Here is a 25,584-nt window from a genome sequence, read left to right as displayed (position 1 = left end):
CTTCCGGTGAGGTGAGCGTCGGGTCCTACGGAGAACCGAAACCGAGCGCGGAGCTGCGCGCGGCGCGGAATGCCTTCTTCGGATCGCGGCCGAAGTACGACCAGGGCCGCCGGGTGGCGTGCGGGCCGATCCGGTTGAACAGCGCGGCGGCCTCCACCGGACGGCCGCTGTGCACCATGGCGAAGGCGAGCAGGTTGAGATCCAGCTCCAGCCGGGGATGGTCGCCACCGTGCCATTCCAGCCACCAGTCGAACGCCGTGCGCAGGCTCTGCCGGCCGCGGCCGCTGGTCCAGTGCGGCAGGCCGGTGGGATCCTTCGGCTCGGCGCCGGTCCCGGCGAGCACCCGGTAGCGCTCGATGTGGGCGAGCAGCGGCAGTCCGGCGAGCGGCGAACCCTCGGGTGCCTCCCCCGCGGCCCACTCGGCGAACTCGTACACCTCATGGAACGGGTCGTTCCGGTCCGTCTTCTGACGCTCGGCCAGGCAGGCGGTCATCAGATGGTGCGCGTGGTGGTGGCTACGGTGCCGGCCGCGCACCTGGTCGAACGCGCGCACCTGGTCCTCGTCGGTACCGGTGCGGCGGGCCAGGATCAGCAGCGCCAGCCACGGGGAGGGGTCCGCCGGCGCCAGCCGGGCCACCGCGAGACAGGCCTCCCGCGCGACTTCCGGGTTCGCCTTGCCGGCCACGGCGCGGAACACCGTGGAGCACGCGAGCAGCATCGCCGCGTCCTGGCTGTCCGGTTCCGCGAGCTGCCATTCGCGGGTCCACGCGGCGGTGGCCGGGCCCTCGGCGAGCACGACCAGCCGGTGACCGCGGCGGTCCCAGTGGTCGCCGGTCTCGGCCAGCAAGGTGCGTACCTCGGACCAGTGGCCCTGTCCCAGGGCGCTGCGCGCCGCGACCAGCTCGACGTCGTCGAGGGCCGGATCGAAGCCGAAGTCGTCCTTGGCCCGGGAGAAGCCGAAGGGGGGCGGAGGTGGGCTCATCCGCGGGCTGCCTCCACGGGCGGGTTACGAACAGTGATCGTCCACAGCCAACCGGTAGGCACAGGTCCGCTTCAAGACCACGCCTGTTGTCTCCCTGTAGTCCCCTACGGGATTCCGGCCGGGGAGCAGCGGGCGGGCGCGGGCGCCGGGCCGGGAGAAGACGCCTGCGATCCGCGATCCACGGCACAGCCATGCGGCTGCTGTGACCCCTGCGGGGCAGCCGCATGGCTGTGCAGCGGCGCCTGGGCCATGAGTCGATGGTGACGGCCCCGGATCACTGCGGGCATCTCCCGCCCGAGCTGGAGGCCTTCGGCCTGGCGGCTATCGAGGAGGTTTCGGCGGGCCGGAAGCCGGCGCTGCGCTGCGTAAGCCGACCGTGCCGTCGAGGGATGCGATCGGCCTGATGAATCCGAACCTCTCCCGCGCCGCGCGAGTCATTCACGAGGGGCTGGCGCAGTTCACGACCGGTGACGTGGCGACGCGCATCGCGACGGCCATGGACGCGGCCGGGCTGATCACGTCCGCCGAGGGTCTTGGCCGCCCGGCTCGGGCGCCGATGGCCGAGGCCGAGGTCGAGGCCACCGAGGCCGAGGGCGAGGGCACCGAGCTCGAACTCACCGCCACGGCGTGGGACGAGCGGTGCGACCCAGCCATGCAGGTCGCCGGGTGGCTTCTCTCGCAGTACGTCTCACACGCCGACGTGATCGAGATCGGCACCGACTACGACCGCGCTGTCGTCGCCGTCCGGGTCAGGTCCCTTGAGGACTGGGACCACTGGATGGCCGAGACCGGCGTCTCCCGTCACGACTCCGGGCGGTCCGTGGGCAACGCCCAGGTCACGTACGGCCGGCTGCAGGACACCGAAGTACGGCTGGTCGCACACGGTGTGCCCGAGCTGCTCGACGCTCTCGCCGCCGCCGCGATCGACCCGTACCGGCTGTACGGACGCGTCCACGACCTCGGCCGCCCGATGGTCGACCGGGACGGCTGCCGCTGGAAGTACCTGGTCCGGAGGGGTCCGGACGACATGCCGCTCCTCGTCGCCGCCGGGCAGAACGTTCCGTGCTCGTTGGCGAACGTGGTCCACCAAGTGGGCCCGCTCCGGCCCGCCGTGCCCTATCTGCCGGCACCCGCCCCTGCTCCCGTGGCCGCCGCTGCTCCCCCGGCCGGCGCCGTCATCTCGCTGACCGAGGGGCTCGCCGCGACCGGGCCCGGCACCCCTGCCCAGGGCACGGAGGCGGTGACCGCGGATGCCTGAGCCCATGACGCTGGAGCAGCTGCTGGCACGGTGGAACCAGGGCCCTCGCCTGGCCCGGATCGAAATCGTTCACGTACTCGCCGTCGAGTCGGGCGACCACGACCAGGCGGACCGGGCGGCCCTGGAACTGGCCGTGCCGCACGTCACTCCGCTGCAGTCGCTGGCGGCGAACGCCGAGCTCGTCCGCCGGCTGCTGGACGGCCGGTGGAAGGCAGTGCGTGACGCCCTTGAGGGCGCTGCCACCTGGGACGAGATCGCCGAGGCCCAGGGACTCACCCGCGACGAGGCCGTCGCGTACTACGTCCACGCCGACGAACACCGGGAGCGCCGCGCAGGCGAGCCCTTCGACCAGCGCAGCAGGAGGGATCCCGTGCTCGGACTCACCACCATCCGCCGGCGGGACGCCTGCCTCGAGCAGGCGCTCGCCGACCTGGCGGCCGCGAAGCGGCATTTGGCCGAAGCGAACGTCGCCCTGGTCGTGGCCGCCAGCAACGCCCTCACCACCGCAGCGCGGCACGAACGCGAGCGACGGGCGCTCCTCCGCCGTCTCGGCATCGCCCTCCGCGGCTGCCGGCGCTACCGCCGGGAGGCTCGCGCCGACGCCCGAATCATCCCGTACCGCGCTGCCGCCCCGAGCGCGGAGACGGCCGCCGATCCGCACCCAAGTACCTAACGATGACTGATTCCGCGTCCCTTCGATCTCCGTAACGTCTTGACCTGCAGGAACGCAGCACAGCAAACAACACGACAGCGCACGCCGCGCACCGACCCGCAGGGAGACCCCGGACATGAGCGACACCCAATACCTCGTCGAGCGCTACCTCGCCACCTGGAACGAGACCGACCCTGTTGCCCGCCGCGCGGCGATCGACGAACTGTGGGCCGACGACGCCGAGTACACCGACCCGCTGGTGGTCGCCGAGGGGCGTGACGCGATCGACGCGACCATCGGCGCCGTGCAGGCCCAGTTCCCCGGACTGGTGTTCACCCTGGGCGGGCCCGTCGACGCCCATCACAACATCGCCCGCTTCACCTGGGAACTGGGCCCGGCCGGCGGCGAGTCGCTGGTGATCGGGTTCGACGTCGCGGTGCTGACCGGGGACGGCCGGCTGCGCAGCGTCCTCGGCTTCCTCGACAAGGTTCCAGCGGCCTGAGCAACCGCCCCGGGGGCGGGCCCGTCCGGCCCGCCCCCGCCGCAGCCCTACGCCCCGTCGCCCTATCGTCCACAGGAGTTCCGCCATGGCATCGCCCCTCACCGACGAACGCACCATCCCCTCCGCCGCCGACCGTCAGCGGCCGCCCGCCCGCCGGCCGGGGCTGGGCCTGCTGGTTCTCCTGATCGCGACCTTCATGACCGCCCTCGACTTCTTCATCGTCAATGTCGCGATCCCGTCCATGCAGGTGGACCTGCACGCCGGCACCGCGTCGATCCAGTGGGTGGTCGCCGGCTTCGGACTCGCCCTGGCCACCGGGCTGATCACCGCCGGAAGGCTGGGTGACATGTTCGGCCGCAGACGGATCTTCGCCGTCGGGCTGGCGCTGTTCACCCTGACCTCCGTGGCCTGCGGCATCGCCCCGACCGCCGGAATACTCGTGGCCTCCCGCGTCCTGCAGGGCCTGGCGGCCGCGCTGATGGGCCCGCAGGTGCTCTCCATCATCCAGACCGACTACGCCGGAAAGGCCCAGGCCCGCGCGTTCAGCATGTACGGGCTGACCATGGGTATCGGCGCGGTGTTCGGCCAGCTGATCGGCGGCCTGCTCATCAAGGCGGACTTCTTCGGACTCGACTGGCGCACCTGCTTCCTCATCAACCTGCCGGTCGGCGCCGTGACACTGCTGCTCGTCCCGCGCGCCCTGACCGAGTCCCGCGCCCCGCAGCGCCCCCGCCTCGACGTGACCGGTGTCGCTTTGTCGACCCTCGCCGTCGTCGCCCTCGTACTGCCGCTGATCCAGGGCCGCGAGCAGGGCTGGCCGCTGTGGACCTGGCTGTGCCTGGCGCTGTCCGCCCTGCTGTTCGCGGAGTTCGCCGTGCACCAGCACCGCCTGGGCCGCCGCGGCGCCGACCCGCTGGTCGACACCGCGCTGTTCCGGGAGCGGACGTTCACCGTCGGCGTCCTCGCCCAGCTGGTGTTCTGGATCGGCCAGGCGTCGTTCTTCCTGGTGCTCGCCCTCTATCTGCAGCAGGGCCGCGGTCTGGACGCACTCGCCTCCGGAGTGGTCTTCACCGCGATCGGCGCCGGCTACATGATCACGTCGACCACCGCCCACCACCTGTCCGCACGGCTCGGCCGGCACACCATCTCGGTCGGCGCCCTCGGCATGGTCCTCGGCCTGGCACTCCTCTGGGAGGCCTCGCACCGCATCGGCACCACCGGCGGCATCGGCTGGCTGGTCCCCGGGCTGTTCTTCGACGGACTGGGGATGGGCATGGTCATCGCACCGCTCACCACCATCGTGCTCCGGGGCGTCACGCCCCAGCTGGTCGGCTCCGCCTCCGGCGCCGTCGCCACCATCCAGCAGATCGGCGGAGCGCTGGGCGTCGCGCTGATCGGCATCATCTTCTACGACGCGGTCGGCAGCGGACAGCCGGAGTCCTTCCCGCACGCCTTCGGTCTCGGTCTCGGCTTCCTCATCGCCGTCGAAGTCGCCCTCGCCGCACTCGTCCTGCTGCTGCCCCGCAAGGCGGCCAGCACGGGATGAATCCACCCGGTCAGCATCCGCCGACCCCCTCGGTGCCGTCTGGACGGCATCGAGGGGGTCGGCTACGTTCCGCGGCATGAGTGCCATGGGGATACTGAGACGTACGGTGACGATCGGGTTGTGCGGGGCGGCACTGGTCGCGGTGGCCGCGCTTCCCGCGCAGGCCGGCCCGGAGCCGGGCGGCACGAAGCCGGCCGCGCCACAGGCGAACGGGGCGAAGGTGAGCCTGCCGAAGCTCGGCTGGGAGCTCAAGGCGACCGGAACGACGTCCCGGTTCCGCGGCCTGTCGGCGGTGAACAGCAGGACCGCCTGGGCGGCGGGCTCCGCCGGCACCGTCCTGCGGACCACCGACGGCGGCGCCAGCTGGGGCAATGTGTCCCCGCCGGGCGCTGCGGAGTTGGAGTTCCGCGACATCGAGGCGTTCGACGCGCGGCACGCGGTGGCCCTGGCGATCGGCGAGGGCGACACCTCCCGCGTCTACCGGACGCAGGACGGCGGCGCCAGCTGGACCGAGACCTTCCGCAACCCCGACCCGAAGGCGTTCTACGACTGCCTGACGTTCTTCGACGCGAAGAACGGACTGGCCGTCAGCGACCCGGTGGACGGCAAGTACCGGATCCTGTCCACGGGTGACGGCGGCCGCAGCTGGCGGGTGCTGCCCTCCGACGGCATGCCCGCCGCGCAGGACGGCGAGGCCTCCTTCGCGGCGAGCGGCCAGTGCCTGGTCACGTCGGGCAGCCGTGACGTGTGGCTGGCCACCGGCGGCGGCGCGGCCTCCCGCGTGCTGCACTCCGGTGACCGGGGTCTGACGTGGACGGCGGCGCCGACCGTGATCCCGGCCGGTGACCCCGCCAAGGGCGTCTTCGCCCTCGCCTTCCGTGACGCCCGGCACGGCCTGGCCGTCGGCGGCGACTACCGCGCCGACCAGGCCTCGCCCAGCGCCGGAGCGGTCAGCTGGGACGGCGGCGCCACCTGGACGGTGTCCGCGACGCCACCGCAGGCGTACCGCTCGGGTGTCGCGTGGCTCCCCTATCCGGGCTTCGCCGCGATCGCGGTCGGGCCCACCGGCAGCGATCTGTCCCTCGACTCGGGGCGCGGCTGGCGGCAGTTCGACTCCGGGTCCTTCGACACGGTCGACTGTGCCCCCGACCTCAGCTGCTGGGCGTCGGGCGAGAAGGGCCGGATCGCCCGTCTCACCCTGACCCTGTCGCCCTGACTGTCTCGCCCTGACGGTGGGGAGAAGGCGGTCCGACCTCCGACCGCCTTCTCCCGGCCGTTCAGTGCCTCGAGTACGCCTCGGCGTCCCGTGAACCGCTGGGCGGCCCCGCGTACCCCTGGGACGGCACCCGGGCCGAGGACCGGCGCGGTCCCCTGGTGAGGGTGTAGCCGCCGATCGCGGCGAGCGCGCCGAGCACACCTCCGCCCGCGGTCCACAGCCAGCGGTCGGACCACCAGCCGGAAGTCCACCCGCCCTCCGGGGCGGCCAGCGCGTCCGGCTGCGTCGCGGGGGTCAGCGGGACGGCCAGCTCGCCGCCCTCGGAGTGCGCTCCCCCGGCGTCCTTCGTCGTCGCGAGCACCTCCGCCTTGAACGGCTGCCCGAGATCGTCGGCGGGCAGATCGATGACGGTCAGCCGTACGTAGTACGCGCCCGGCAGCGGGTCGTTGGACCTGGTGTCGGCGATCGGCCGCACCGTGCGCAGGGTGCAGGTGAGGGTGACGGACGGACCCGAGTCCGGGCTCTTCACCGTCCGGTCGCCCGAGACGCACGGCTGGCGGCGGCGGAGACCGTCGTAGACGTCGATCTGCCAGGTCTGCGCACCGTGCCGGTTGGCCTGGTCGGGCAGTGTCACCGTCGCCTTGGCGGTGGCGGTCTGCCCCGCGGCGGCCGGGAACATCCAGTACAGGTAGTCGCCGGTCGAGGCGGCGGCCGTGGCGGCCTGTCCCTGCCGGATCGCGGTGGCGGTACGGAAGGCGGTGCCGGCCTCGGTGGGCGCGGCCTCCTCCTCGGTGCCGGAGCTCCCGCTGGGGCTCGCTGCGGGGTCCGTGCTCGGACTCGCGCCGGGGGTGTCGGCCAGCGCGGTCGCGGCGGGCCCGAGCAGGGCCGCCCCGGTGAGCAGTGCGGCGGTCACCAGACGTGTCGTACGCATCAGTTGCTCCTCCATACGGCGACGCGCCAGCGGGTCAGCCAGCCCCAGATCAGTCCGGCGAACAGTCCCGTGACCGCCAGGACGCCGAGCAGCACCCAGCCGCGGCCCAGGCCGAACGCGGCGACATCACCGGCTTCGTCGGGGGCGTCGACCAGGTCGAGCGTCAGCTCGACGGGCAGGCCCGGGGTGCGCTTGACGGCGTCCGGCGCCGAGAAGGAGTTGCTGACCTCCAGGCACACGGTGTGTGGCGGCGGGGCGTCGTCCGAGTCGGTGTCCTTCTCCGGGTAGACGTAGCGCAGTCCGGAGGACATCACATCGGTCCGGCCGCTGCCGGCGTCCGAGCCGCGGACCAGTTCCTGGCCCTCACCGCTCACCGCGCGCAGCAGTACGCCGTAGTCCGCGTTCACCGCCCGGTCGGCGCCGACGCTGACCGTGGCCCGCAGTTCCTGGCCGTCGGTCACCGCGACCTTGTAGTAGCGGTGCTGCCCGAACTCCTCGCGGTCGGTGTACACGCCCGGGGTGATGCCGGCCGCGTTCCCGCACTGTGCCGATCCCTGGACCGCCTTCGAAACGACCGGCGGAGTCTGCGCCGAGCGCCGTACCAGCTGCTTGATGCGCGAAGAGAGCTGGTCGGTGTGCTGGACGGAGGTGTACGTGCCGCCGGTGGCCTCGGCGATGCAGCTCAGCTGCTTGCGGATCTTGTCGTTCGCCACCAGGCCGAGGGTGTCCACCACCAGGTGGGTGCCCTGCGCGGCGAGTTCACGGGCGACGTCGCAGGGGTCCGGCTGGCCGCAGGAGTCCTCGCCGTCGGTGATGAGCACGATCCTGCGGGTGGCGTCACCGCCCGCCAGGTCCTGGGCTGCGCCGCGCAGCGCCAGCCCGATGGGGGTCCAGCCGGTGGGGCGCAGCGTCGCGACGGCCGCTTTCGCCTCGGTCCTGTTGACCGGGCCCACGGGGTACAGCTGCTTGCTGTCCTGGCAGCCGGTCTTCATGTCCTTGCCGGGATAGGTGGCCCCCAACGTCCTTATGCCGAGCCGGACATCGTCCGGCACCGCGTCCAGCACGTCGTTGAACGCCTGCTGCGCCGCGGACATCCGCGACTTCCCGTCCACGTCCCGCGCGCTCATCGACCCGCTGACGTCCAGGACCAGGTCGATCTTGGGTGGTTCCTGCGCTGTGGGCTCGTCCGCGGCGGCGGACGCCGGGAACAGTCCGGCGGCGAGAGTTGCGGCAAGGCCGCACAGGCCGGCCGCCAGCCGTCTTTTGGTGATCATCCGGGGAGCTTAGTGACCGCCAACTCCACGGGGAAATCCGGGACCATGAGCGGCCGTGCGCCCGGCCGCGGAACCTACAGGGCGAGCTTGAAACCGTCGTGGCTGCGGACGAAGCCGAGCGAGTCGTAGAAGCGGTGCGCGTCGGTGCGCCGCTTGTTGCTGGTGAGCTGGACCAGGGCGCAGCCGCGGCCGCGGGCGCGTTCGACGGCGTGGGTGAGCAGTGCGCGGCCCAGTCCGGCGCCGCGCCGGTCGGACCGCACCCGGACGCCTTCGATGAGCGCCCGTTCCGCGCCGCGCCGGCCGAGACCGGGGATGTAGGTGAGCTGGAGGCAGCCGAGCACCGTGCCGGCGCCGTCGTCCAGCACGACGATTTCGTTGCGCGCGTCGCTGTCCACCGCGTCGAAGGCGCGGCTGTAGGCCTCGTCGACCGCGGCCGCGTCCTGGGCGGGCACCGGCTGGCCGACCGTGTCCTCGGAGAGCAGGGCGATGAGGGCGGGCAGGTCGTCGCGGGTGGCGGTGCGGAAGATCATGCGCCGATCCTCTCATCGCGCGCCGGGCGTCAGGCGGTCCCGGCGTCCGGTGCGAAGCGGTCGCGCAGCTCGCGTTTGAGGATCTTGCCGCTCGCGTTGCGCGGCAGTTCGTCGACGAGCAGCACCCGCTTGGGCGCCTTGAAGTGGACGAGCTGTCCGCGGGCGTACTCCAGCAGTTCGTCCTCGGTGACGTCGCCGCGCGCCACGACCACCGCGGTGACGGCCTCGATCCAGCGTTCGTCGGGCAGTCCCACGACGGCGACCTCGGCGACCGCCGGATGCCCGTAGAGCGCGTCCTCGACCTGCCGGGAAGCGACCAGCACGCCGCCGGAGTTGATGACGTCCTTCACCCGGTCGACGACGGTGAGATAGCCCTCGGCGTCGCGCACGGCGAGGTCGCCGGAGTGGAACCAGCCGTCGCGGAAGGCCTCCGCCGTCTCCTGGGGCTTGTCCCAGTAGCCCTCGCAGAGCTGCGGTGAGCGGTAGACGACCTCGCCCGGTGTGCCGTCCGGTACGTCCTTGCCGGCCTCGTCGACCACCCGGGCCTCGACGAACAGCACCGGACGGCCGCAGGAGTCCATCCGGCCCTCGTGCTCGTCCGGGCCGAGGACGGTGGCGAGCGGGCCGATCTCGCTCTGCCCGAAGCAGTTGTAGAAGGCGAGGTGCGGCAGCCGGGCGCGCAGCCGTTCCAGAACCGGAACGGGCATGATCGAGGCACCGTAGAAGGCCTTGCGCAGTCCGCTCAGGTCGCGCTCGGCGAACTGCGGGTGGTTGGCGAGGGCGATCCATACGGTGGGCGGCGCGAAGAGACTGTCCGCCCGGCCCTCCTCGACGAGGTCGAAGACCGTCTGCGGATCCGGTCCCGCGATGATCGTGTTCTCCGCGCCGACCATCAGGTACGGCAGCAGGAAGACATGCATCTGCGCCGAGTGGTAGAGCGGCAGCGAGTGCACCGGCCGGTCGCCCTCCCGCAGGCCGAGCGCGGTGACGGCGCTGACGTACTCGTGGACGAGCGCGCGGTGCGTCATCATCGCGCCCTTGGGCAGCGCGGTGGTCCCTGAGGTGTAGAGCAGCTGCGCGAGATCCTCGGCCCCGGCCTCCGCCGCACCGGTCGCCGGCCCGGCGGCGGGCAGCCGGGCGAGCAGCGACGTGTCGTCGTCCCGGAGCGCCAGGACAGGGACGCCGGCGGGGAGCCGGTCGCGCAGCTGCGGGTCGCTGAGCACCAGCACGCTGCCGGACTGCCCGAGCTGGTAGGCGAGGTCCTCGCCCTCCAGATGGTGGTTGACGGGCACGTGCACCAGGCCGGCGCGCGCACAGCCGAGGAAGCCGATCAGATAGGCGTCGGAGTTGTGCCCGTAGGCCGCGACCCGTTCGCCCGGCCGCAGCCCGCGCTCCAGGAGGACGGCCGCCGCCGCGGACACCGCCTCGTCGAGTTCCCGATAGGTCCACGTCCGGTCCCCGAACCGCACCGCCACCCGGTCGGGTACCCGCCGGGCGCTGCGCCGCAACACCCCGTCGACCGTATTGCTGTGCACCGCGACCATGACGCCTCCCCGCTGCCGGACCTGCCCCGGGCCACCTTCGGACGGCACGGGTGCCCGGGTCAAGCACTACCGCACGGTGCGCCGGTCGGGCCGCACGGAAGTCTGTGGATCATCGCGCGTCTCTTGACCTGCGATGCGGATCCTGATTACTTGAGCCCGTGACGACAGTACCGAACGATCGGTCGGGAGCGGGCGGCGCCCTCCTCGACGCCGGTGAGCAGCTGAGCGGCGCGGAGCTGCGGGATCTTCAGCTGCGGCGATTGCGGGCCACCCTGCGGCACGCGTACGACAACGTCGCCTTCTACCGGAACTCGTTCGACGCGGCCGGGGTGTCGCCGGAGGACTGCCGCACTCTCGAGGATCTCGCCCGGTTCCCCTTCACCACCAAGGCCGATCTGCGCGACAACTACCCGTTCGGCATGTTCGCCGTGCCCGAGGCGGACATCCGGCGGATTCACGCGTCCAGCGGCACCACCGGCGCCCCGACCGTCGTGGGCTACACGCGCAACGACCTGGACATGTGGGCGGACATGGTCGCCCGGTCGATCCGCGCGGCGGGCGGGCGGCCCGGACAGAGGATCCATATCGCCTACGGGTACGGCCTGTTCACCGGCGGCCTCGGCGCCCACTACGGTGCCGAGCGGCTGGGCTGTACGGTCATCCCGGCCTCGGGCGGTATGACGGCGCGCCAGGTCCGGATCATCCAGGACTTCAAGCCCGACATCATCATGGTCACCCCCTCGTACATGCTCACGCTGCTGGACGAGTTCCAGCGGCAGGGCATCGACCCGCGCTCGACGTCCCTGCGGACCGGCATCTTCGGGGCCGAGCCGTGGACCGAGGAGATGCGGCGGGAGATCGAGCAGCGGATGGACATCGACGCGGTCGACATCTACGGGCTCAGCGAGGTCATCGGCCCCGGGGTGGCGCAGGAGTGCGTCGAGACCAAGGACGGGCTGCACATCTGGGAGGACCACTTCTTCCCCGAGGTCGTCGACCCGCTCACCGACCAGGTGATGGCGCAGGGCGAGAGCGGAGAGCTGGTCTTCACCTCCCTCACCAAGGAGGCGATGCCGGTCATCCGCTACCGCACCCGCGATCTGACCCGGCTGCTGCCCGGCACGGCGCGGCGCCCCTTCCGCCGGATGGAGAAGGTGACCGGCCGCTGCGACGACATGATCATCCTGCGCGGGGTGAACCTCTTCCCCACCGCGATCGAGGAAATCGTGCTCCGCACCCCCGGCGTGGCACCGCACTTCCAGCTGCGGCTCACCCGCGAGGGCCGTCTCGACCGGCTCACCGTACGCGCCGAGGCACGCCCGGGCGCGAGCCCCGAGCAGCGGACCGCGGCGGCGGCCGCCATCGCGCAGGGAGTCAAGGACGGAGTGGGCGTGACGGTGGAGGTGGCCGTCGTCGATCCGGAGACCCTGGAACGCTCGGTCGGAAAGATCAAGCGCGTCATCGACGAACGGGAGCCACGGCCGAGCGCGTAGCCGCCGCCCGCCACCGCCCGGGCCGCGGCGGAGCCCGCCGGTGCATGAAGCACCGGAGCGGAACATGCGCGGCCGCCCGGGATTTCACTCCATCGGTTGTGCCTTCATCGAGCTGTCCTACGACTCGGCGGACCGGCCGATCCTCGGCGGCCGCTACATCATCGACGTCGCCGCCCAGGACGCCGCCCCGCAGACGGACGCCTTCTGGGTCGGCCGCTGGCAGATGGACCACGACGGCTGGCGCGGCACCCTGGACATCACCTCGGCCGTTCCCTTCGCGGTTTCGTACACGGCGGCGGACGGCCAGGGGCTCGCCGTCGACGGCGGTCCTGACCCCGGTCTGCCGCACGTCCTGCGCATCAGCATCCCGTTCTCGCCCGACAACATCCAGCAGTTCCAACTGTTCGCGCACACCTGGGAGAAGGACGTCTTCTCCGGGCTCACCCAGTGGGGTCCATGCAACTTCGGAGTACAGGGCAACCGCGGCTGACAGCCGTACGTCCGCCACCGCGCAGACGGCCGGGCGGCAGCGACGGCGGTAGTAGCCGTAGGCCAAGGCCAGCACCAGGGGCTCCCACAGGGTCAGCAGACCGTGTTGGTTGACATGCCATCAGTGTTCCGTCGGCCTCACCTGCCGGGGATCGACCTGCGGGCTGACATCGCTACCCCGCCCGCTTGACGGCCGCGGGGCCGAAGATCCTCCGCACGTCGCACGACCGGCCGGGCACTCGGCCGCCGGGCCCGCCTACGAGACCCCGCCTCCGGGGGCGGCGAAGGAGCGGCGGCGCAGACCATCAGCGCCTCCGCCTCCCCCGGCCGATGTCACATCAGACCCGGCGCAGCCGCACGACGGGGATGTCCCGTTCGGTCTTCTGCTGGTAGTCCGCGTACGGGCCGTAGACGTCGACCAGGTGGGGCCAGACGCGGGCCTTCTCGTCGGGCGACAGGGTCTCGGCGGTGGCGGCGAACCGCTCGGTGTCCACGCGGAGATGGACCTCGGCGTTGTCCTGCAGGCTCAGGTACCAGAGCGGGTGGTTGTCGTCGCCGCCCTTCGAGGCGACGATCAGGTAGTCGGCGCCGTCCCGGCCGTAGATGAGCACCGTCCGGTGCCACTTGCCGCTGCGCCGGCCCAGGTAGTCCAGGAGCAGGCAGGGCGAGCCGTTCATGTCGGTACCCTTGGTGCCACCGGACTCCTCGTAGGTCCGCGCCTGCGTGGCCACCCACTCCGTCGGGCTGATCTGTACTTCCTTCTCGTTGTACGCCGTCACGCCACTGCCTCCAGGTCGTTCTCGGATGTGATCTCCACCCTAGGCCGCTCGGGGCGGAACAAAGGGATCAAAACCGGCCGGGAATCAGGGATTCCGTTCCGCGCTTCACGGCGCGTCGGCTCACAGGCCCAACGCTCCCCAGACCGGGAACCGGCGGGAGAGATGTACTCCGTTGTCCATGGTGCATCTTGGACAACGAACACGACGGGCCACGGGTTTCCGGATCAGCGGGTCATTCGGCGCCGGCCGGCCCTGCGGGCAGTTGCCGCCGGCGGCGGCTCAGCGCGTCACGTCCAGGATCAGCTTGCCGTGGGTGCGCCGCGCGCGGATGTCCTCGTGGGCGCGGGCGGCGTCGGCGAGCGGGTAGACGCCGCCGACCTGGGGCTTGAGGCGTCCGTCGGCCGTCATCGCCAGGAGCTCGGCCATCGGCTCGCGGTACATGCCGGGGCGGCCGAGGCAGTGCATCAGCCAGAAGCCGACGACCGCGCGGGAGCGGCCCATCAACTGGGCGGCCTGGACCGGCGTCGGGGGGACGCGGGAGGCCATGCCGTACGTCACCAGCCGGCCGAAGGGCGCGAGGGCGGCGAGTGACGCGTCGAAGACCGGACCGCCGGTCATCTCCAGGACGATGTCGACCTTCTTGCCGTCGTTGGCCTCGACGAGCCGGTCCTTCATCCCCTCGGCGTCGGCGTCGACCGCGATGTCGGCGCCCAGTTCCAGCGCGAGGTCCCGCTTCTCCTTGGTGGAGGCGGTGGCGATGACCCGGCCCGCGCCGAAGGACTTGGCGAGCTGCACGGCCAGCGACCCGGTGCCGCCCGCGGCCGCGTGCACCACGACGCTCTCGCCCGCGGCGATCCGCGCGGAGGTGCGCAGCAGGTGCCAGGCGGTGAGCCCCTGGACGATGAGCGCGAGGGCCTGGCCGTCGCTGACGCCTTCGGGGACGTCGTGCGCCAGGTACTCGCGGACGGCGGCGATCTCCGCGTACCCGCCGTTGTCGGCGAGGGCGACGACGCGGCGGCCGTCGGAGGTGCGGCCGACGACCTCGGCGCCGGGGACCATCGGCAGGGTGGAGCGCGAGAGGTAGCTGTCCTCGACGGTGTGGGTGTCGGCGAAGTTGATCCCCGCGGACGACACCTCCACGAGCAGGTGTCCCGGCTGTGCCTCGGGCGCCGGCAGTTCCACCTGCCGCAGTACCTCGGGTCCGCCGAACTCCGTGATCTGGATCGCGCGCAACGCGACTCCTTCCGCTGTTCCTCGTCGTTCCTGGTCGTTCCCGGTCCGTCATGGGCCGTGTTCCCGCAGGTTTCACGGTAGAGCGTGCGCGGCGCCAGGGGAATGGGTGACCGACCAGTCGGTATGTGATCTGTGCCGCGCGTGCCCCGGCCGGTTACGGTGCGGCCGCGCTTACGCTTTCCCGCGAAGCGAGTCGATCTTCCGGCCCGCTCCGACCTGGAAGGACACCGTGTTGCGCGCACTGCTGGGCGTTGTGGGTACCGCCATCGTGCTCGGCATCTACTCCTCCGTGCTGCGGACGCTGGTGATACCGCGGGCGAGCCGTTCGGGATTCACCCAGATCGTCCAACGGCTAGTGCACGCGCCCTTCCAACTGGTGGCGGACCGCTGCGACAGCATCGAGAGCAAGGACCGGGTGCTCGCGCCCGCGGCCCCGCTGGCGATCGTGATCACGCTGATGAGCTGGCTGGCGTGCTTCATGGGCGGCTACGCCCTGCTGGAGGCCGCGGTCAGCGGGCTCGGCCCCCAGACGTCGCTGTTCGAGGCCGGCTCCTCGCTGTTCACCCTCGGCTTCGCCAGCAGCAGCCGCCCGACGCTGACGGCCATCGACTTCTGCGCGGCGGCCACCGGCCCGATCGTCATCGGTCTGCAGATCGGCTATCTGCCGACGCTCTACGGGGCGTACGCGCGCCGCGAGACCGAGGTGACGATGCTGCAGGCACGCGCCGGGAGCCCGCCGTGGGGGCCGGAGATCCTGGCGCGGTACGCCCAGGTGGAGCTGCTGGACAGCCTCACCGAGCTGTTCCGCAACTGGGAGCGGTGGGCGGCCGAGGTGAGCGAGAGCCATACGACCTACCCGGTGCTCATCATGTTCCGCTCTCCCCGGGCCACCCGGAACTGGCTGATCAGCCTGCTGTCGGTGATGGACGCGGCCGCCCTGCGGCTGGCGCTCAACCCCTCCCGGCCGCAGGCCGAGGTGCGGATGGCGCTGCGCGGCGGCTTCGTCTGCCTGCGCGACATCGCCGACATGCGCGGTGTCGCGTACAACCACGATCCGCTGCCGGACGACCCGTTGATCCTGGAGTACGCGGAGTACCTGCGCGGCGTGCAGCGCATGGCGGACCAGGGCTATCCGATGGAGCGCACCCCGCAGGAGGCCTGGCCGCACTTCAGGGGGTGGCGGGTGAACTACGAGGCGCTGGCCTACCGGCTGGCGCGGGACATCGACGCCGTTCCGGCTCCGTGGTCGGGTCCGCGCCGCACCTCGGTGACCATCCGCAATCCGGTGACGCCGGTGGACCGCCGGCCCGTCGGCTGACCCGCCGCACGGGCCGCCCGGGCCACCACCGGCGCCCGGCCGGACCGCGGTTCGCCGGTCAGATCGCTGGGACCGGCTGCGGCGGCGGGGGCCCGGTGTAGCGCGCCGCCGGACGGATGATCTTGCTGTCCTCGGCCTGCTCCAGGATGTTGGCGCACCAGCCGACGACCCGGGCCGAGGCGAAGGTCGGGGTGAACATCTCGCGGGGCAGCCCGCACAGCTCCATGACCACGCCAGCGTAGAACTCGACGTTGGTGTGCAGTTCCCGGCCGGGCTTCAGCTCGGCGAGGATCGCCTCGACGCGCTCCTCGACCTGGACGGCGAAGTCCACCAGCGGCCCGCCGAAGCCCCGGGCGATCTCCTTCAGCATCCGCGAGCGCGGGTCCTCCGTGCGGTAGACCGGGTGCCCGAAGCCCATGATCCGGTCGCCCGCCAGAACGCGTTCGCGGATCCACGGGTCGATGCGCTCGGGTGTCCCGATGGCATCCAGGGTGTCCAGCGCGCGGCTCGGCGCGCCGCCGTGCAGCGGCCCGGAGAGCGCGCCGATCGCGCCGACCAGACAGGCGGCCAGGTCCGCGCCGGTGGAGGTGATGACCCGGGCGGTGAAGGTGGACGCGTTGAAGCCGTGGTCGATCGTGGAGATCAGATACCGCTCGATCGCCCGGGCCCGGGCGGGCTCGGGCTCCTGCCCGGTCAGCATGTACAGGTAGTTGGCCGCGTACGGCAGGTCCGCGCGCGGTTCGACGGGGGCCAGTCCCTGGCCGAGCCGGTGCAGCGCGGTCAGCAGCGTCGGCACGAGGGCGCTCGCCGCGAGCGCGTCCGCGCGGCGGCGGTCGGCGTCGATGTCGTACAGCGGCCGGAAGCCGGCCGAGGCGCCGGCCAGCGACAGGGCGGTGCGCAGTCCGGCGAGGGGTCCGGCGAGCGCGCACGAGCGGGCTATGGCGGGCAGGGCGTCCCGGACGTCGGCGGGTAGCCGGCGCAGCTCGGCGGTCCGCGCGGTGAAGGCGGCGCGCCCCGCCGCGTCGGGCAGCGTGCCGTGGAACATCAGATGCCAGACGTCCTCGAAGGTGCGGGTCTCCGCCAGTTCCACGGCCGAGTACTGGCGATAGTGATAGAAGCCCTCAAGGCCCCGGACGTCGCCGAGCGCGGTGTCGGTGACGACCACTCCCTTCAGTCCGCGGGGTACATCGATCGGGGCGTTCCGCTCGGTGGTGGGCATGGCTTTCCTCCCTGGATGTTGATTCGACTGTCTATGATTGATTCAATGCTTGTCAATGTTGATTGAATCAATATGGACACGACTGGATACGGTGTGGCTCATGACGGACGACACGGGCGGCGGAACGAGCGGGAGCGGAAAGCGGCTGAGTACCCGGGAGACCGCCGGCCGGCTCGGGGTGAAGTCCGAGACGGTCTACGCGTACGTCAGCCGCGGGCTGCTCACCAGCCGGCGCGCGCCCGGCGGGCGCGGCAGCACCTTCGACCCCGAGGAGGTGGACGCGCTCGCCCGCCGGTCGGGACGCGGACGGCCGGGCGGCGACGGTATGGCGGCGGACCGGGCCGCCGGCTCCTCCGGTGGCGACGGCCCGTGGGACCTGACCGCCAGGACCGGCATCACCCTCATCGACACCGACCGCTACTACTTCCGGGGCGTCGACGCCTGCGCCCTCGCCGCCCGTTACGGCTACGAGGAGACCGCCGCGTGGCTGTGGACCGGTGAACTGACGCCGGGCATCCGCTTCACCGCGCCGCCCGAGAGCCTCGCCGCCGCGCGCCGGGCCGTGGAGGCGCTGCCCGCCCACAGCGGGCTGGTGGACCGGCTCCGGGCGGCGACGATCGCGGCGGCCGTCACCGATCCGCTGCGGTTCGACCTGTCGGCGCCCACCGTGCTGGCCGCCGCCCCCGCCCTCATCGCCACCCTGGTCAGCGCCCTGCCCGTACGGGAGGCCGACGCGGCGGACGGACCGGAGAGCGCGCTGGCCGAGCGGCTCTGGCCCCGGCTCACCCGGCACCCCGCCGACCAGGCGTCGGTGCGGGTGCTCGACGCCGCGCTCACCCTGCTCATCGACCACGACCTGGCCGCCTCCACCCTCGCCGCCCGGGTCGCGGCCTCCGCGCGCGCCCACCCGTACGCCGTCGTCTCCGCCGGCCTCGGCGCGGTCGACGGACCGCTCCACGGAGCCGCCAGCGGCCTCGCGCACCGGCTGCTGACCGAGGTGCTGGAACGCGGCAGCGCGGCGGCGGTCGTCGCCGACCACCTACGCGAAGGGCGCCGGATCCCGGGGCTCGGCCACCGCCTGTACCCGGGCGAGGACCCGCGTGCCCGGATGCTGTTCGGTCTCCTCGAGGACCTGCCGCAGGCGGCCCCCGCACTCACCGCCGCCCGCGAAGTGGTGGAGACGACCGCGCGGTACACCCCGCTGCACGCCAACGTCGATCTCGCGCTCGCCGTGCTGTCGGTCTCGGCCGGCATGCCCGCGGAGGCGGGTGAGGCGGTCTTCGCGGTGGCCCGCACCGCCGGCTGGATCGCCCACGCGCTGGAGGAGTACCAGGAGCGCCCGCTGCGACTGCGTCCCAGTGGCCACTACACCGGACCCACGCCGCCCCAGCCGCTGCCGTGACCCACCTGCACGTCCAGCACCTCCCGACCCCGGCTCGAGAGCCGTTCGCCACCTTCCCTTCACCTACCCGTCCCACGGATCGAGGAGGAGGTGAATCTCATGTCGGAGAAGAAGATGTCGTCCCCCTCCAGCAAGCCGGAAGAGCTGGAGGAGTCGGAGCAGAACGAGGAGTCGGTGGAGCCCTCCTGGGTGGCCACCTGAGCAGCGGCACAACGAGGGGCGTGCCCGTACGCCATGGGCGGGCACGCCCGCGCCACACCCCTTCCGGCACCGGCCGGAGGTGGCAGCGCGGCACCACGCAGAGCGAGCGGAAGCCGGACGGTAGGGAAGGGAAGGCCGCCACATGCCGATCGACCTGGCGCCGGACACCCGGATCGGGGTCTCCGACCATCTCCAGCTCGAAGCCGGCGACGGCGTAGCCACGGGGAAGACACTGGTGGTCGCGCCCGGCACCGGTGGCTGGACGGTCACCGAGGACGCCGGCGCACTGGCCCTGCTCGCACATCTCGACGCGAACGGCCCCGCCTCCCTCAGCGACCTGTATGCGCTGGGTGACCCGATCGCCCGCGTCACCCACGACACCGTCCGCGAGCTCTTCGACCGGGGCCTGCTGGAGCTGGACCAGCGGGTGCGCGGCACCTCCGCCACCCGCCCAGCCCCTGGCCTGGAACTGATCTCCCCGAAGGCCGCTCACAACAGCTATCCGGTGCTGGGCATCTTCCATGTGCACAACTGGTGCAATCTGGCGTGCACCTACTGCTACACCATCGAGGAGGGCATCCCCCGGGAGCAGCTCTCCGCCGAGGTGATGTGCAAGGCCGTCGACGAACTCGTCGAGATGCCCACCCGGTTCACCAGTTTCGAGTTCCACGGCGGCGAACCCACCATGGCCATGCCGGCCATCCGCGAGGTCACCGCGCACGCCCAGCGGGTCTACGCCCGCGCGGGGAAGAAGGTCCGGTTCTCCATCCAGACCAATGCCTACAACCTGTCCCCGCAGGTGTGCCGGTTCCTGGCCGACAACGACTTCTCGGTCCGGGTCTCGCTGGACGGCACTCCCGGGACGCACGACGAGTTCCGGGTGGACCACGCGGGCAAGGGCTCGTACCGGGGTGTGGTGCGCGGGATCCGCAGGCTCCAGGAGCTGGGGATCGCGGTGCACGCGGTGTGTGTCGTGCACGCCGGCACCGCGGACCGCATCGTCGAGATGTACGACTCGATGGCCGCGCTGGACGTCGCCAGCGTACGGTTCCTGCCGGTGTTCACCACCGGGAAAGCCGGCCTCGAACAGTGGCTCACCGGCGACCGGTACCTGGCCGCGTACCTCGGCGTCGTCCGGCATGTGGCCCGCCTCGGGCGGTCCGGCGCCCCCACCGTCCCGCTGGCCAACCTCACCGCGGGCGAGCTGGGTTCGCTGCGCTCCTTCAAGCGCGAGTACATGTGCATGCGCAACCCGTGCGGCGCCGGGGTCAACATGATCACCGTCGACACCAACGGCGACCTCTACCCGTGCGAGGAGATGGTCGGCAAGCCGGAGTTCGTCATCGGGAACCTGCGCAGCGAGACGATCCGCGACGTCCTCGACACCAGCCCCGTGGTGCGGCAGCTCCGCGATCGGCATGTCGAGGAGATCGACGAGTGCGCGAAGTGCACCTGGAAGCAGATGTGCCACGGCGGCTGCGTGCACAAGAGCTACACGCACTTCAAGCGGCTCGACCGTGAGTCGGAGCACTGCTCGTACTACAAGGGCGTCTACCGGGAGCTGATCTGGCTCGATGTGAAGGAGCCCGGCAGCTGGGAGGCGCTGAGCCCGTCCGGAGCGCGCCGGTGAACCGCCCCTGGCCCGCCGCGTACGGACGCCTGCTGGGCGCGCGGCTGTTGCTGCGCAGCTACTTCTTCCTCCCCTACATCGTGCTGTACGCCCGCCAGGTCGGGGTGTCGCTGGGCACTCTCCTCGTCATCGAGGCCGTCTTCGCGCTGCTGATCGTGCTGGTGGACCTGCCGGCCGGGCTGCTCGCCGACCGGATCGGTCCGCGCCAGGCGCTGGCCATCGGGGCCGGCATGGAGGGCGCCGCCGCGCTGCTGCTGGGCTGCTGGCCGCACGCGCTGGTCTTCTGGCTGGTGCAGCCGCTGTTCGCGGCGGCCACCGCGCTCACCCAGGGCAGTGACGCGGGCCTGGCCGGCGCCCTGCTGCGGCGGGCCGGACGCGACGCGGAATTCGAGTCCGGGGAGCGGCTGTTCCAGGCCGGGGCGCTGGGCTGGAACGCGGTGGTCTTCGCCGCCGCCAGCGCGTTCTCGCTGATCTCCCTGCGGGCCACCTTCGTGGCGAGCGGCATCGTGCTCTGCCTGACCGTCGGCCTGGTCCTGACGGTCCCCGACGTACGCGGCGCCGCCCCGGACGGCGAACGTCCCGGTCTGGCGGCCCAGTTGACCGGCGTCGTGCGCGCCGTGCGCGAGGCGGCCGGGCTGCGCTGGGACCTGACGGCGATGGTGCTGACCGGGACGGCCTTCTCGATCCTGCTGTATCTGATGCCCGTGTACGTGGTGGCCGCCGGGATCGACGAGCGGCTGGTCGGCCTGGTCGCCGCCGCCGTGGCACTGGGGGCCGCTCTGCTGCTGCACCTGGCACCCGGCGGGCTCGGCACCGGCACGGTGGTACTGGCCGCCGTCGCCGCGTCCGCCGCCCTGGCCTCGACATCCGTCACCCTCGTCCTGGCCGGGATCCTCGTCGTGCAGTGCGCCCAGGGGCGGCTGCTGCCTTCGTACCGGGCCCTGGTGCTGCGGGATCTCGCGGACCGCGGCGACGCCACCGCGATGAGCGTGGTCACCACGGCGTCGAGCCTGGGATTCGCCGTCCTGGCCCCGTTCCTCGGCATTCTCGTCGCCCGGCTGCAACCGGACGGGCTGGCGCTGGTCTGCGCGCTGCTCTTCTCCTGCGCCGGGGCGACGCTGGTGATCCGGTCCGGAGCCGCACGGAGCCGACGGGCCCCCGCACCGGCCGGGGAGAAGGAGGGCGCCGTATGACCGGGCCGGATCTCTGGTTGCTGGCCGGCCGCCGGGTGGTGCTCACCGGCGCCGCGGGAGCGGTGGGCCGGGAAGCTGCCGCCGCCTTCTCCGCCGCGGGCGCCGCGGTCGTCGGCATCGACCGCAACGAGGAACCGCTGCGCGAGATGCGCAAGGCCGGGATCCTCGCCGACCACCTCTGCGGCGACCTGTGCGACCAGGCCGTCCAGGACGCGGCCGCCGACTGCTGCGATGCCGATGTGCTGGTCAACAACGTCGGCGCGGGCGACGCCCGGCCGCTGGCCGACACCGACGACGAACTGATCGACCGGATGCTCGACATCAACCTCAAGACGGCCGCGGGGCTGTGCCGCCGCTTCGCGCCGCGGATGGCCGCCCGTGGCCGGGGAAAGATCATCAACGTCTCCTCGGTCCTGGCCCTGCACCCCGTCCCCACCGTCCCGGCCTACGCGGCGGCCAAGGCCGCCCTGATCGGCTTCACGCGCAGCGCCGCACTCGAATACGCGGCGTCCGGCGTGCAGATCAACGTGCTCGCCCCCGGCTACCTCGAAGGCCCCAAGAACGCCGCCTACTTCGCCTCCGCGGCGGGCCGGCGCTTCCAGGAGCGCTTCATGCCGGACGGCAAAGTCGGCCCCGCCGACGCGCTCAACGGACCGCTGCTCTTCCTCGCCTCCGCCATGTCCGACCACGTCACCGGCCACGTACTCGTCGTGGACGGCGGCTACAGCATCTGGTGAGTGCCTTCATGGAATGGATCTCCCGGCCCCGCTACCGGCTTCCGCTCGACGACGCCGAGTACGCCTGGCCCGGCCGCCCGCAGATGACCATCGAGTGGTTCGGCTCGGGCGATCCCGTGATCGCCCTGGCGCTGATGCCGCACGCCAACGAACCGTTGGGGTACGCCCTGCACCGGCCGCTGGAGAAGCTGGCCGACGGGTGCGGGCAGGTGGCGGTGGTCTGGCCGGTGGATCCGCCGCCCGCCGACCGGTGCTTCCCGTTACCTTGCGACTTCCGGGAGTTCCTGCGGACCGGCTATCTGCAGCCGCTGGAGGAGCAGACGGAGTTCGCGCACACCGCCGTTCCGGTCACACCCGCCCAGCACCATGCCGCCGACTTCCGCCGGCTGGTGCGGCTGGCCGCCCCCGCGGCACTGATCCTCGTCCACAACGACGCGTTCTCCCGGATCCCCTACATGTACGGCAATCGCCGGTGGCCCGAGGCCGAGCGGCTGCTCGCCTCCGCGCCGGCCGGCGCGTTCCCCGACGCCCCGCTCGACGAGGTGGAGTGGACGCACCATCTCGGCCCGCGCACCTATTCCTACTTCGCAGCAGCACAGATCGGCATCACGGACAGCGAGGCGGCCGGCCTGTACATCGAGCGGACACTGCGCATTCCGGTCCTCACCGCAGAACTGCCGATGTTCGACTGGACCGGGATCAGCGACGAACTGCGGATCGCCGTACGCATGCGCATGGAGCAGTGGATCGAGGACGGCTGCGGCGACGTCACGTCGATGGTCGCCGACAGCGAGGCCCTGCTCGCCGGGCGGTCGGTGCCGATGATCGCACCCGAGGTCAGCGCCCGGGCCCTGCACGCGGTCCTGGAAGGCGTTCGCGCCGAACTCGACGGGTAGGACCCGGCACATGGGTACGCCCCGCCGGGTCCGTGTCACCGGCGGGGCGCGATTCGCGTGCGGGACCCTCTTCTCAGTACTGCCAGGACGCCCCGGCGACCGTCCCCCGGGAACCGTGCTCCGACCAACCGGCGAGCCCGGTCCGGCGCCGATGTGCGGGACCGCGGTGCCCGCCGTCCGGCTCCCCCCACTCCGTCGCCTGCTGTGCGGCCTGCACCATGCCCCAGAGCACTCCCGGGTTGGCAAACGCGGAGGAGGGCATCGTGCCGGGCGGAAACGTCACCCGGTGCGAGGTCTCCAGCCGGGCGATGAGCTGCATCATCCCCATCGAGTCCAGACCGTACTCGGACAGCGGCGTGCTCGGCAGCAGCGCCTCGTCCTGCTTCAGCAGGGGAAGGCTGGATCTCAGTATTTCGTCGAACGCCTTGTCCCAGGGCACCTTCGTCATCCTTGCCGTCCTCTCCGCTCCTGAAGTCCGACGCGCGGGAGTGCCAGGGTCGGCATTCCCGCTCGAACAGCCATGGAGGGCGGCTGCATCCCGCGCGCCCTCCACCGCGCCGCGGCCGGCGGGCCCGGCGTCATCGTCCGGCCGCCCGCCAGGAGCCCGCGCTCTGGTACCCGTAGCCCTGGCGCCATGCGGCGCGGGAGGGTTCGGTCTCGGGCCCGGGTACCTGGGCGCGCGTCGAAAGACTCGCCAGGACCACCGCCAGGGCCGCCAACTCCTCCTGGCCGACGTCGCCGCGCTCCACCGCCCATCGCTCGCTCATACCGGGGGGTTCCCGTGCTTGCGGGCCGGCAGGACCTGCTGCTTGGACCGCAGCATCTCCAGGGAGCGGGCCAGTGTGCGCCGGGTCCAGCGGGGGTCGATCACATCGTCGACCAGCCCGCGCTCCGCCGCGTAGTAGGGGTGCACCAACTCCTGTCGGTACTCCTCGACCAGCAGCTGCCGGGTGGCCTCCGGATCCTCCGACGCCGCGATCTGACGGCGGAACACCACATTCGCGGCGCCCTCGGCCCCCATCACCGCGATCTCGTTGCTCGGCCAGGCGAAGGAGAGGTCGGCGCCGATGGAGCGCGAATCCATGACGATGTACGCGCCCCCGTACGCCTTGCGCACGATCACCTGTATGCGCGGGACGGTCGCGTTGCAGTACGCGTACAGCAACTTGGCACCGTGCCGGATGATGCCGTTGTGCTCCTGGTCCCTGCCGGGCAGGAAGCCTGGCACGTCGACCAAGGTGATCAGCGGGATGTTGAACGCGTCGCAGGTCTGCACGAACCTGGCCGCCTTCTCCGAAGCCTGGATGTCCAGTGCTCCGGCCATCGAGGCCGGCTGGTTGGCGACGATACCGACGACATTGCCGCCGATACGGGCCAGTGCGCACACCACGTTGGTGGCCCAGCGCTCATGGACCTCGAACAGGTCGCCCTCGTCGACGATCTCCTCGATGACGGCCCGCATGTCGTACGACTGCGTCGGATCGGCCGGCACCAGATCCACCAACACGTCGTTGGGCCGGTCGACCGGGTCGTCACAGGGCCAGACCGGCGGCAGCTCGCGGTTGTTGGCCGGCAACAACGAGAGCAGGAACCTGACCTCCTCCAGGCACTCGTCCTCGTTGTCGTAGGCGAACGCCGCGACACCCGAGGTCGCCGCGTGGGTGTCGGCGCCGCCGAGTACCTCCTGCGTGACCTCCTCGCCGGTGACCGCGTGCACCACATCGGGCCCCGTGATGAACATCTGTGATGTCCCGCGCACCATGAACACGAAATCGGTGAGCGCCGGCGAGTACGCGGCGCCGCCCGCGCACGGGCCGAGCATCACACTGATCTGCGGGATCACTCCGGAGGACCGGGTGTTGCGGGAGAAGATCCCGCCGTATCCGGCCAACGCGGTGACGCCCTCCTGGATCCGGGCGCCCGCGCCGTCGTTGAGACTGACCAGCGGGGCGCCGGAGGACTCGGCGAGATCCATCAACTTGTGGATCTTCTCGGCGTGCGCCTCGCCGAGCGCACCGCCGAAGATCCGGAAGTCATGCGCGTAGGCGAAGACGATACGGCCGTGCACCTTTCCCCAGCCCGTCACCACTCCGTCGGTGTAGGGCCTGCGGGTTTCCAGGCCGAACCCTGTCGCGCGGTGCCTGCGGAAGGGCTCGACCTCGTTGAACGTGCCCTCGTCGAAGAGCAGTTCCAGCCGCTCGCGGGCGGTGAACTTCCCGCGGTCGTGCTGGTTGCGGGTGGCCTGCTCGCTCGGCCCCGCTTCCGCCTCCGCCTTGCGGCCTTCCAGTTCGGCGATCCGGCCGAGCATGTCCGCGGGCGCCGGAGCGGTCGCGGTGCCGGCTGGCAGGTCGACGGAGTCCGGGTCCAGGTTCGGTGACGCGGGCGGCACGATTTCCGGTGGAGCACCGGTCATCTGTCGTTCCAGCTCGAAGATGCTCATGGTTTCCTTGTCGGTTTGCCGGACTGCGCCGATGGTTCAGTAGCGGTAGTGGTCCGCCTTGTAGGGGCCCTCGACCGGGACGCCGATGTAGGCGGCCTGCTCCGGGCGGAGCGTGGTCA

At 71.8% G+C, this 25,584-nt stretch carries 25 protein-coding genes; 13 read left to right on the top strand and 12 right to left on the bottom strand.

Annotated elements, in window-relative coordinates; genetic code table 11:
* Positions 1 to 25 precede the first annotated feature (25 nt).
* Positions 26 to 982: a hypothetical protein gene (locus C6N31_RS11835; protein WP_138358439.1), complete on the bottom strand. Its 957-nt coding sequence runs from the start codon at positions 980 to 982 to the stop codon at positions 26 to 28.
* Positions 983 to 1,385: 403 nt separating this feature from the next.
* Here C6N31_RS11835 and C6N31_RS11830 point away from each other — a divergent pair, with 403 nt between their 5' ends.
* The 5 genes from C6N31_RS11830 to C6N31_RS11810 all read left to right on the top strand — a co-directional run bounded on the left by C6N31_RS11830 (position 1,386) and on the right by C6N31_RS11810 (position 6,156).
* Complete coding sequence (locus C6N31_RS11830) at positions 1,386 to 2,240, top strand: BN159_2729 family protein (RefSeq protein ID WP_198357496.1); 855 nt, start codon at positions 1,386 to 1,388, stop codon at positions 2,238 to 2,240.
* Positions 2,233 to 2,913, top strand: coding sequence for a hypothetical protein (locus C6N31_RS11825; RefSeq protein ID WP_138358435.1), 681 nt, complete (start codon positions 2,233 to 2,235; stop codon positions 2,911 to 2,913). Before C6N31_RS11830 ends, C6N31_RS11825 begins: the two co-directional genes overlap by 8 nt.
* A gap of 115 nt (positions 2,914 to 3,028) precedes the next feature.
* Entirely contained in the window at positions 3,029 to 3,394 is a 366-nt protein-coding gene (locus C6N31_RS11820; RefSeq protein WP_138358433.1) for a nuclear transport factor 2 family protein, read from the top strand.
* A gap of 85 nt (positions 3,395 to 3,479) precedes the next feature.
* A complete protein-coding gene (locus C6N31_RS11815) occupies positions 3,480 to 4,940 on the top strand; it encodes an MFS transporter (RefSeq protein WP_138358431.1) in 1,461 nt (486 codons plus the stop codon).
* A gap of 85 nt (positions 4,941 to 5,025) precedes the next feature.
* Positions 5,026 to 6,156 carry a WD40/YVTN/BNR-like repeat-containing protein gene (locus C6N31_RS11810; RefSeq protein WP_438817414.1) on the top strand — a complete coding sequence of 377 codons (1,131 nt, stop codon included), beginning with the start codon at positions 5,026 to 5,028 and terminating at the stop codon, positions 6,154 to 6,156.
* Positions 6,157 to 6,217: 61 nt separating this feature from the next.
* Here C6N31_RS11810 and C6N31_RS11805 read toward each other — a convergent pair whose 3' ends face one another.
* From C6N31_RS11805 to C6N31_RS11790, 4 genes are all read right to left on the bottom strand, one after another.
* Positions 6,218 to 7,087: a hypothetical protein gene (locus C6N31_RS11805; protein WP_232485095.1), complete on the bottom strand. Its 870-nt coding sequence runs from the start codon at positions 7,085 to 7,087 to the stop codon at positions 6,218 to 6,220.
* The gene (locus C6N31_RS11800) at positions 7,087 to 8,361 is read right to left on the bottom strand and encodes a VWA domain-containing protein (RefSeq protein WP_138358427.1); all 1,275 of its coding nucleotides are present in this window, start codon (positions 8,359 to 8,361) and stop codon (positions 7,087 to 7,089) included. The genes C6N31_RS11805 and C6N31_RS11800 overlap by 1 nt, the downstream gene beginning before the upstream one ends.
* A gap of 74 nt (positions 8,362 to 8,435) precedes the next feature.
* A complete protein-coding gene (locus C6N31_RS11795) occupies positions 8,436 to 8,891 on the bottom strand; it encodes a GNAT family N-acetyltransferase (protein ID WP_138358425.1) in 456 nt (151 codons plus the stop codon).
* Between the two features lie 29 nt (positions 8,892 to 8,920).
* Positions 8,921 to 10,435, bottom strand: coding sequence for a fatty acyl-CoA synthetase (locus tag C6N31_RS11790; protein WP_198357495.1), 1,515 nt, complete (start codon positions 10,433 to 10,435; stop codon positions 8,921 to 8,923).
* Positions 10,436 to 10,593: 158 nt separating this feature from the next.
* Here C6N31_RS11790 and paaK point away from each other — a divergent pair, with 158 nt between their 5' ends.
* Together paaK and C6N31_RS11780 are read left to right on the top strand one after the other, a co-directional pair.
* Complete coding sequence (gene paaK / locus C6N31_RS11785) at positions 10,594 to 11,928, top strand: phenylacetate--CoA ligase PaaK (RefSeq protein ID WP_269286353.1); 1,335 nt, start codon at positions 10,594 to 10,596, stop codon at positions 11,926 to 11,928.
* A gap of 40 nt (positions 11,929 to 11,968) precedes the next feature.
* On the top strand, positions 11,969 to 12,418 hold the full coding sequence (locus tag C6N31_RS11780) for a hypothetical protein (RefSeq protein WP_198357494.1): 450 nt from the start codon (positions 11,969 to 11,971) through the stop codon (positions 12,416 to 12,418).
* A gap of 337 nt (positions 12,419 to 12,755) precedes the next feature.
* Here C6N31_RS11780 and C6N31_RS11775 read toward each other — a convergent pair whose 3' ends face one another.
* Positions 12,756 to 13,196, bottom strand: coding sequence for a nitroreductase family deazaflavin-dependent oxidoreductase (locus C6N31_RS11775; protein ID WP_138358417.1), 441 nt, complete (start codon positions 13,194 to 13,196; stop codon positions 12,756 to 12,758).
* Positions 13,197 to 13,475: 279 nt separating this feature from the next.
* Positions 13,476 to 14,429, bottom strand: a complete 954-nt coding sequence (locus C6N31_RS11770; RefSeq protein WP_198357493.1) for a quinone oxidoreductase family protein — start codon at positions 14,427 to 14,429, stop codon at positions 13,476 to 13,478.
* 229 nt (positions 14,430 to 14,658) lie between these two features.
* Between C6N31_RS11770 and C6N31_RS11765 the strand changes: the two genes are divergently transcribed.
* Positions 14,659 to 15,747 carry a hypothetical protein gene (locus tag C6N31_RS11765; RefSeq protein WP_269286354.1) on the top strand — a complete coding sequence of 363 codons (1,089 nt, stop codon included), beginning with the start codon at positions 14,659 to 14,661 and terminating at the stop codon, positions 15,745 to 15,747.
* Between the two features lie 58 nt (positions 15,748 to 15,805).
* Here C6N31_RS11765 and C6N31_RS11760 read toward each other — a convergent pair whose 3' ends face one another.
* A complete protein-coding gene (locus C6N31_RS11760) occupies positions 15,806 to 16,966 on the bottom strand; it encodes a citrate synthase/methylcitrate synthase (protein WP_164298197.1) in 1,161 nt (386 codons plus the stop codon).
* A gap of 100 nt (positions 16,967 to 17,066) precedes the next feature.
* On the opposite strand from C6N31_RS11760, the gene C6N31_RS11755 reads away from it, so the two are divergent.
* The 5 genes from C6N31_RS11755 to C6N31_RS11735 all read left to right on the top strand — a co-directional run bounded on the left by C6N31_RS11755 (position 17,067) and on the right by C6N31_RS11735 (position 23,025).
* The gene (locus C6N31_RS11755) at positions 17,067 to 18,368 is read left to right on the top strand and encodes a citrate/2-methylcitrate synthase (protein ID WP_198357491.1); all 1,302 of its coding nucleotides are present in this window, start codon (positions 17,067 to 17,069) and stop codon (positions 18,366 to 18,368) included.
* Between the two features lie 343 nt (positions 18,369 to 18,711).
* A complete protein-coding gene (locus C6N31_RS11750) occupies positions 18,712 to 20,199 on the top strand; it encodes a radical SAM/SPASM domain-containing protein (protein WP_164298193.1) in 1,488 nt (495 codons plus the stop codon).
* Positions 20,196 to 21,392 carry an MFS transporter gene (locus tag C6N31_RS11745; protein ID WP_198357490.1) on the top strand — a complete coding sequence of 399 codons (1,197 nt, stop codon included), beginning with the start codon at positions 20,196 to 20,198 and terminating at the stop codon, positions 21,390 to 21,392. The genes C6N31_RS11750 and C6N31_RS11745 overlap by 4 nt, the downstream gene beginning before the upstream one ends.
* The gene (locus C6N31_RS11740) at positions 21,389 to 22,129 is read left to right on the top strand and encodes an SDR family NAD(P)-dependent oxidoreductase (RefSeq protein ID WP_138358403.1); all 741 of its coding nucleotides are present in this window, start codon (positions 21,389 to 21,391) and stop codon (positions 22,127 to 22,129) included. The genes C6N31_RS11745 and C6N31_RS11740 overlap by 4 nt, the downstream gene beginning before the upstream one ends.
* Positions 22,130 to 22,137: 8 nt before the next feature.
* On the top strand, positions 22,138 to 23,025 hold the full coding sequence (locus C6N31_RS11735) for a hypothetical protein (RefSeq protein WP_198357489.1): 888 nt from the start codon (positions 22,138 to 22,140) through the stop codon (positions 23,023 to 23,025).
* A 73-nt stretch (positions 23,026 to 23,098) separates the two neighbouring features.
* Here C6N31_RS11735 and C6N31_RS11730 read toward each other — a convergent pair whose 3' ends face one another.
* From C6N31_RS11730 to C6N31_RS11715, 4 genes are all read right to left on the bottom strand, one after another.
* Positions 23,099 to 23,473: an acyl carrier protein gene (locus C6N31_RS11730; RefSeq protein ID WP_164298188.1), complete on the bottom strand. Its 375-nt coding sequence runs from the start codon at positions 23,471 to 23,473 to the stop codon at positions 23,099 to 23,101.
* 130 nt (positions 23,474 to 23,603) lie between these two features.
* Positions 23,604 to 23,792, bottom strand: a complete 189-nt coding sequence (locus C6N31_RS11725; RefSeq protein ID WP_138358397.1) for an acyl-CoA carboxylase epsilon subunit — start codon at positions 23,790 to 23,792, stop codon at positions 23,604 to 23,606.
* Entirely contained in the window at positions 23,789 to 25,333 is a 1,545-nt protein-coding gene (locus tag C6N31_RS11720; protein WP_164298242.1) for an acyl-CoA carboxylase subunit beta, read from the bottom strand. The genes C6N31_RS11725 and C6N31_RS11720 overlap by 4 nt, the downstream gene beginning before the upstream one ends.
* Before the next feature lie 168 nt (positions 25,334 to 25,501).
* The coding region (locus C6N31_RS11715; protein WP_198357582.1) for an adenosylhomocysteinase at positions 25,502 to 25,584 on the bottom strand (83 nt) is incomplete at its 5' end.

Origin of the sequence: Streptomyces fildesensis (assembly GCF_016107395.1) — a bacterium.
GTDB classification, from domain to species: domain Bacteria; phylum Actinomycetota; class Actinomycetes; order Streptomycetales; family Streptomycetaceae; genus Actinacidiphila; species Actinacidiphila fildesensis.
Note: the sequence above shows the minus strand (reverse complement) of the source record. Positions and strands in the feature narration are given on the sequence as shown.

Bases quoted from the DNA above. Each gene is read 5' to 3' on its own strand.
- C6N31_RS11835 (WP_138358439.1), bottom strand. From the start codon at position 982: ATGAGCCCACCTCCGCCCCCCTTCGGCTTCTCCCGGGCCAAGGACGAC.
- C6N31_RS11830 (WP_198357496.1), top strand. From the start codon at position 1,386: ATGAATCCGAACCTCTCCCGCGCCGCGCGAGTCATTCACGAGGGGCTG.
- C6N31_RS11825 (WP_138358435.1), top strand. From the start codon at position 2,233: ATGCCTGAGCCCATGACGCTGGAGCAGCTGCTGGCACGGTGGAACCAG.
- C6N31_RS11820 (WP_138358433.1), top strand. From the start codon at position 3,029: ATGAGCGACACCCAATACCTCGTCGAGCGCTACCTCGCCACCTGGAAC.
- C6N31_RS11815 (WP_138358431.1), top strand. From the start codon at position 3,480: ATGGCATCGCCCCTCACCGACGAACGCACCATCCCCTCCGCCGCCGAC.
- C6N31_RS11810 (WP_438817414.1), top strand. From the start codon at position 5,026: ATGGGGATACTGAGACGTACGGTGACGATCGGGTTGTGCGGGGCGGCA.
- C6N31_RS11805 (WP_232485095.1), bottom strand. From the start codon at position 7,087: ATGCGTACGACACGTCTGGTGACCGCCGCACTGCTCACCGGGGCGGCC.
- C6N31_RS11800 (WP_138358427.1), bottom strand. From the start codon at position 8,361: ATGATCACCAAAAGACGGCTGGCGGCCGGCCTGTGCGGCCTTGCCGCA.
- C6N31_RS11795 (WP_138358425.1), bottom strand. From the start codon at position 8,891: ATGATCTTCCGCACCGCCACCCGCGACGACCTGCCCGCCCTCATCGCC.
- C6N31_RS11790 (WP_198357495.1), bottom strand. From the start codon at position 10,435: ATGGTCGCGGTGCACAGCAATACGGTCGACGGGGTGTTGCGGCGCAGC.
- C6N31_RS11760 (WP_164298197.1), bottom strand. From the start codon at position 16,966: ATGCCCACCACCGAGCGGAACGCCCCGATCGATGTACCCCGCGGACTG.
- C6N31_RS11755 (WP_198357491.1), top strand. From the start codon at position 17,067: ATGACGGACGACACGGGCGGCGGAACGAGCGGGAGCGGAAAGCGGCTG.
- C6N31_RS11750 (WP_164298193.1), top strand. From the start codon at position 18,712: ATGCCGATCGACCTGGCGCCGGACACCCGGATCGGGGTCTCCGACCAT.
- C6N31_RS11740 (WP_138358403.1), top strand. From the start codon at position 21,389: ATGACCGGGCCGGATCTCTGGTTGCTGGCCGGCCGCCGGGTGGTGCTC.
- C6N31_RS11735 (WP_198357489.1), top strand. From the start codon at position 22,138: ATGGAATGGATCTCCCGGCCCCGCTACCGGCTTCCGCTCGACGACGCC.
- C6N31_RS11730 (WP_164298188.1), bottom strand. From the start codon at position 23,473: ATGACGAAGGTGCCCTGGGACAAGGCGTTCGACGAAATACTGAGATCC.
- C6N31_RS11725 (WP_138358397.1), bottom strand. From the start codon at position 23,792: ATGAGCGAGCGATGGGCGGTGGAGCGCGGCGACGTCGGCCAGGAGGAG.
- C6N31_RS11720 (WP_164298242.1), bottom strand. From the start codon at position 25,333: ATGCTCGGCCGGATCGCCGAACTGGAAGGCCGCAAGGCGGAGGCGGAA.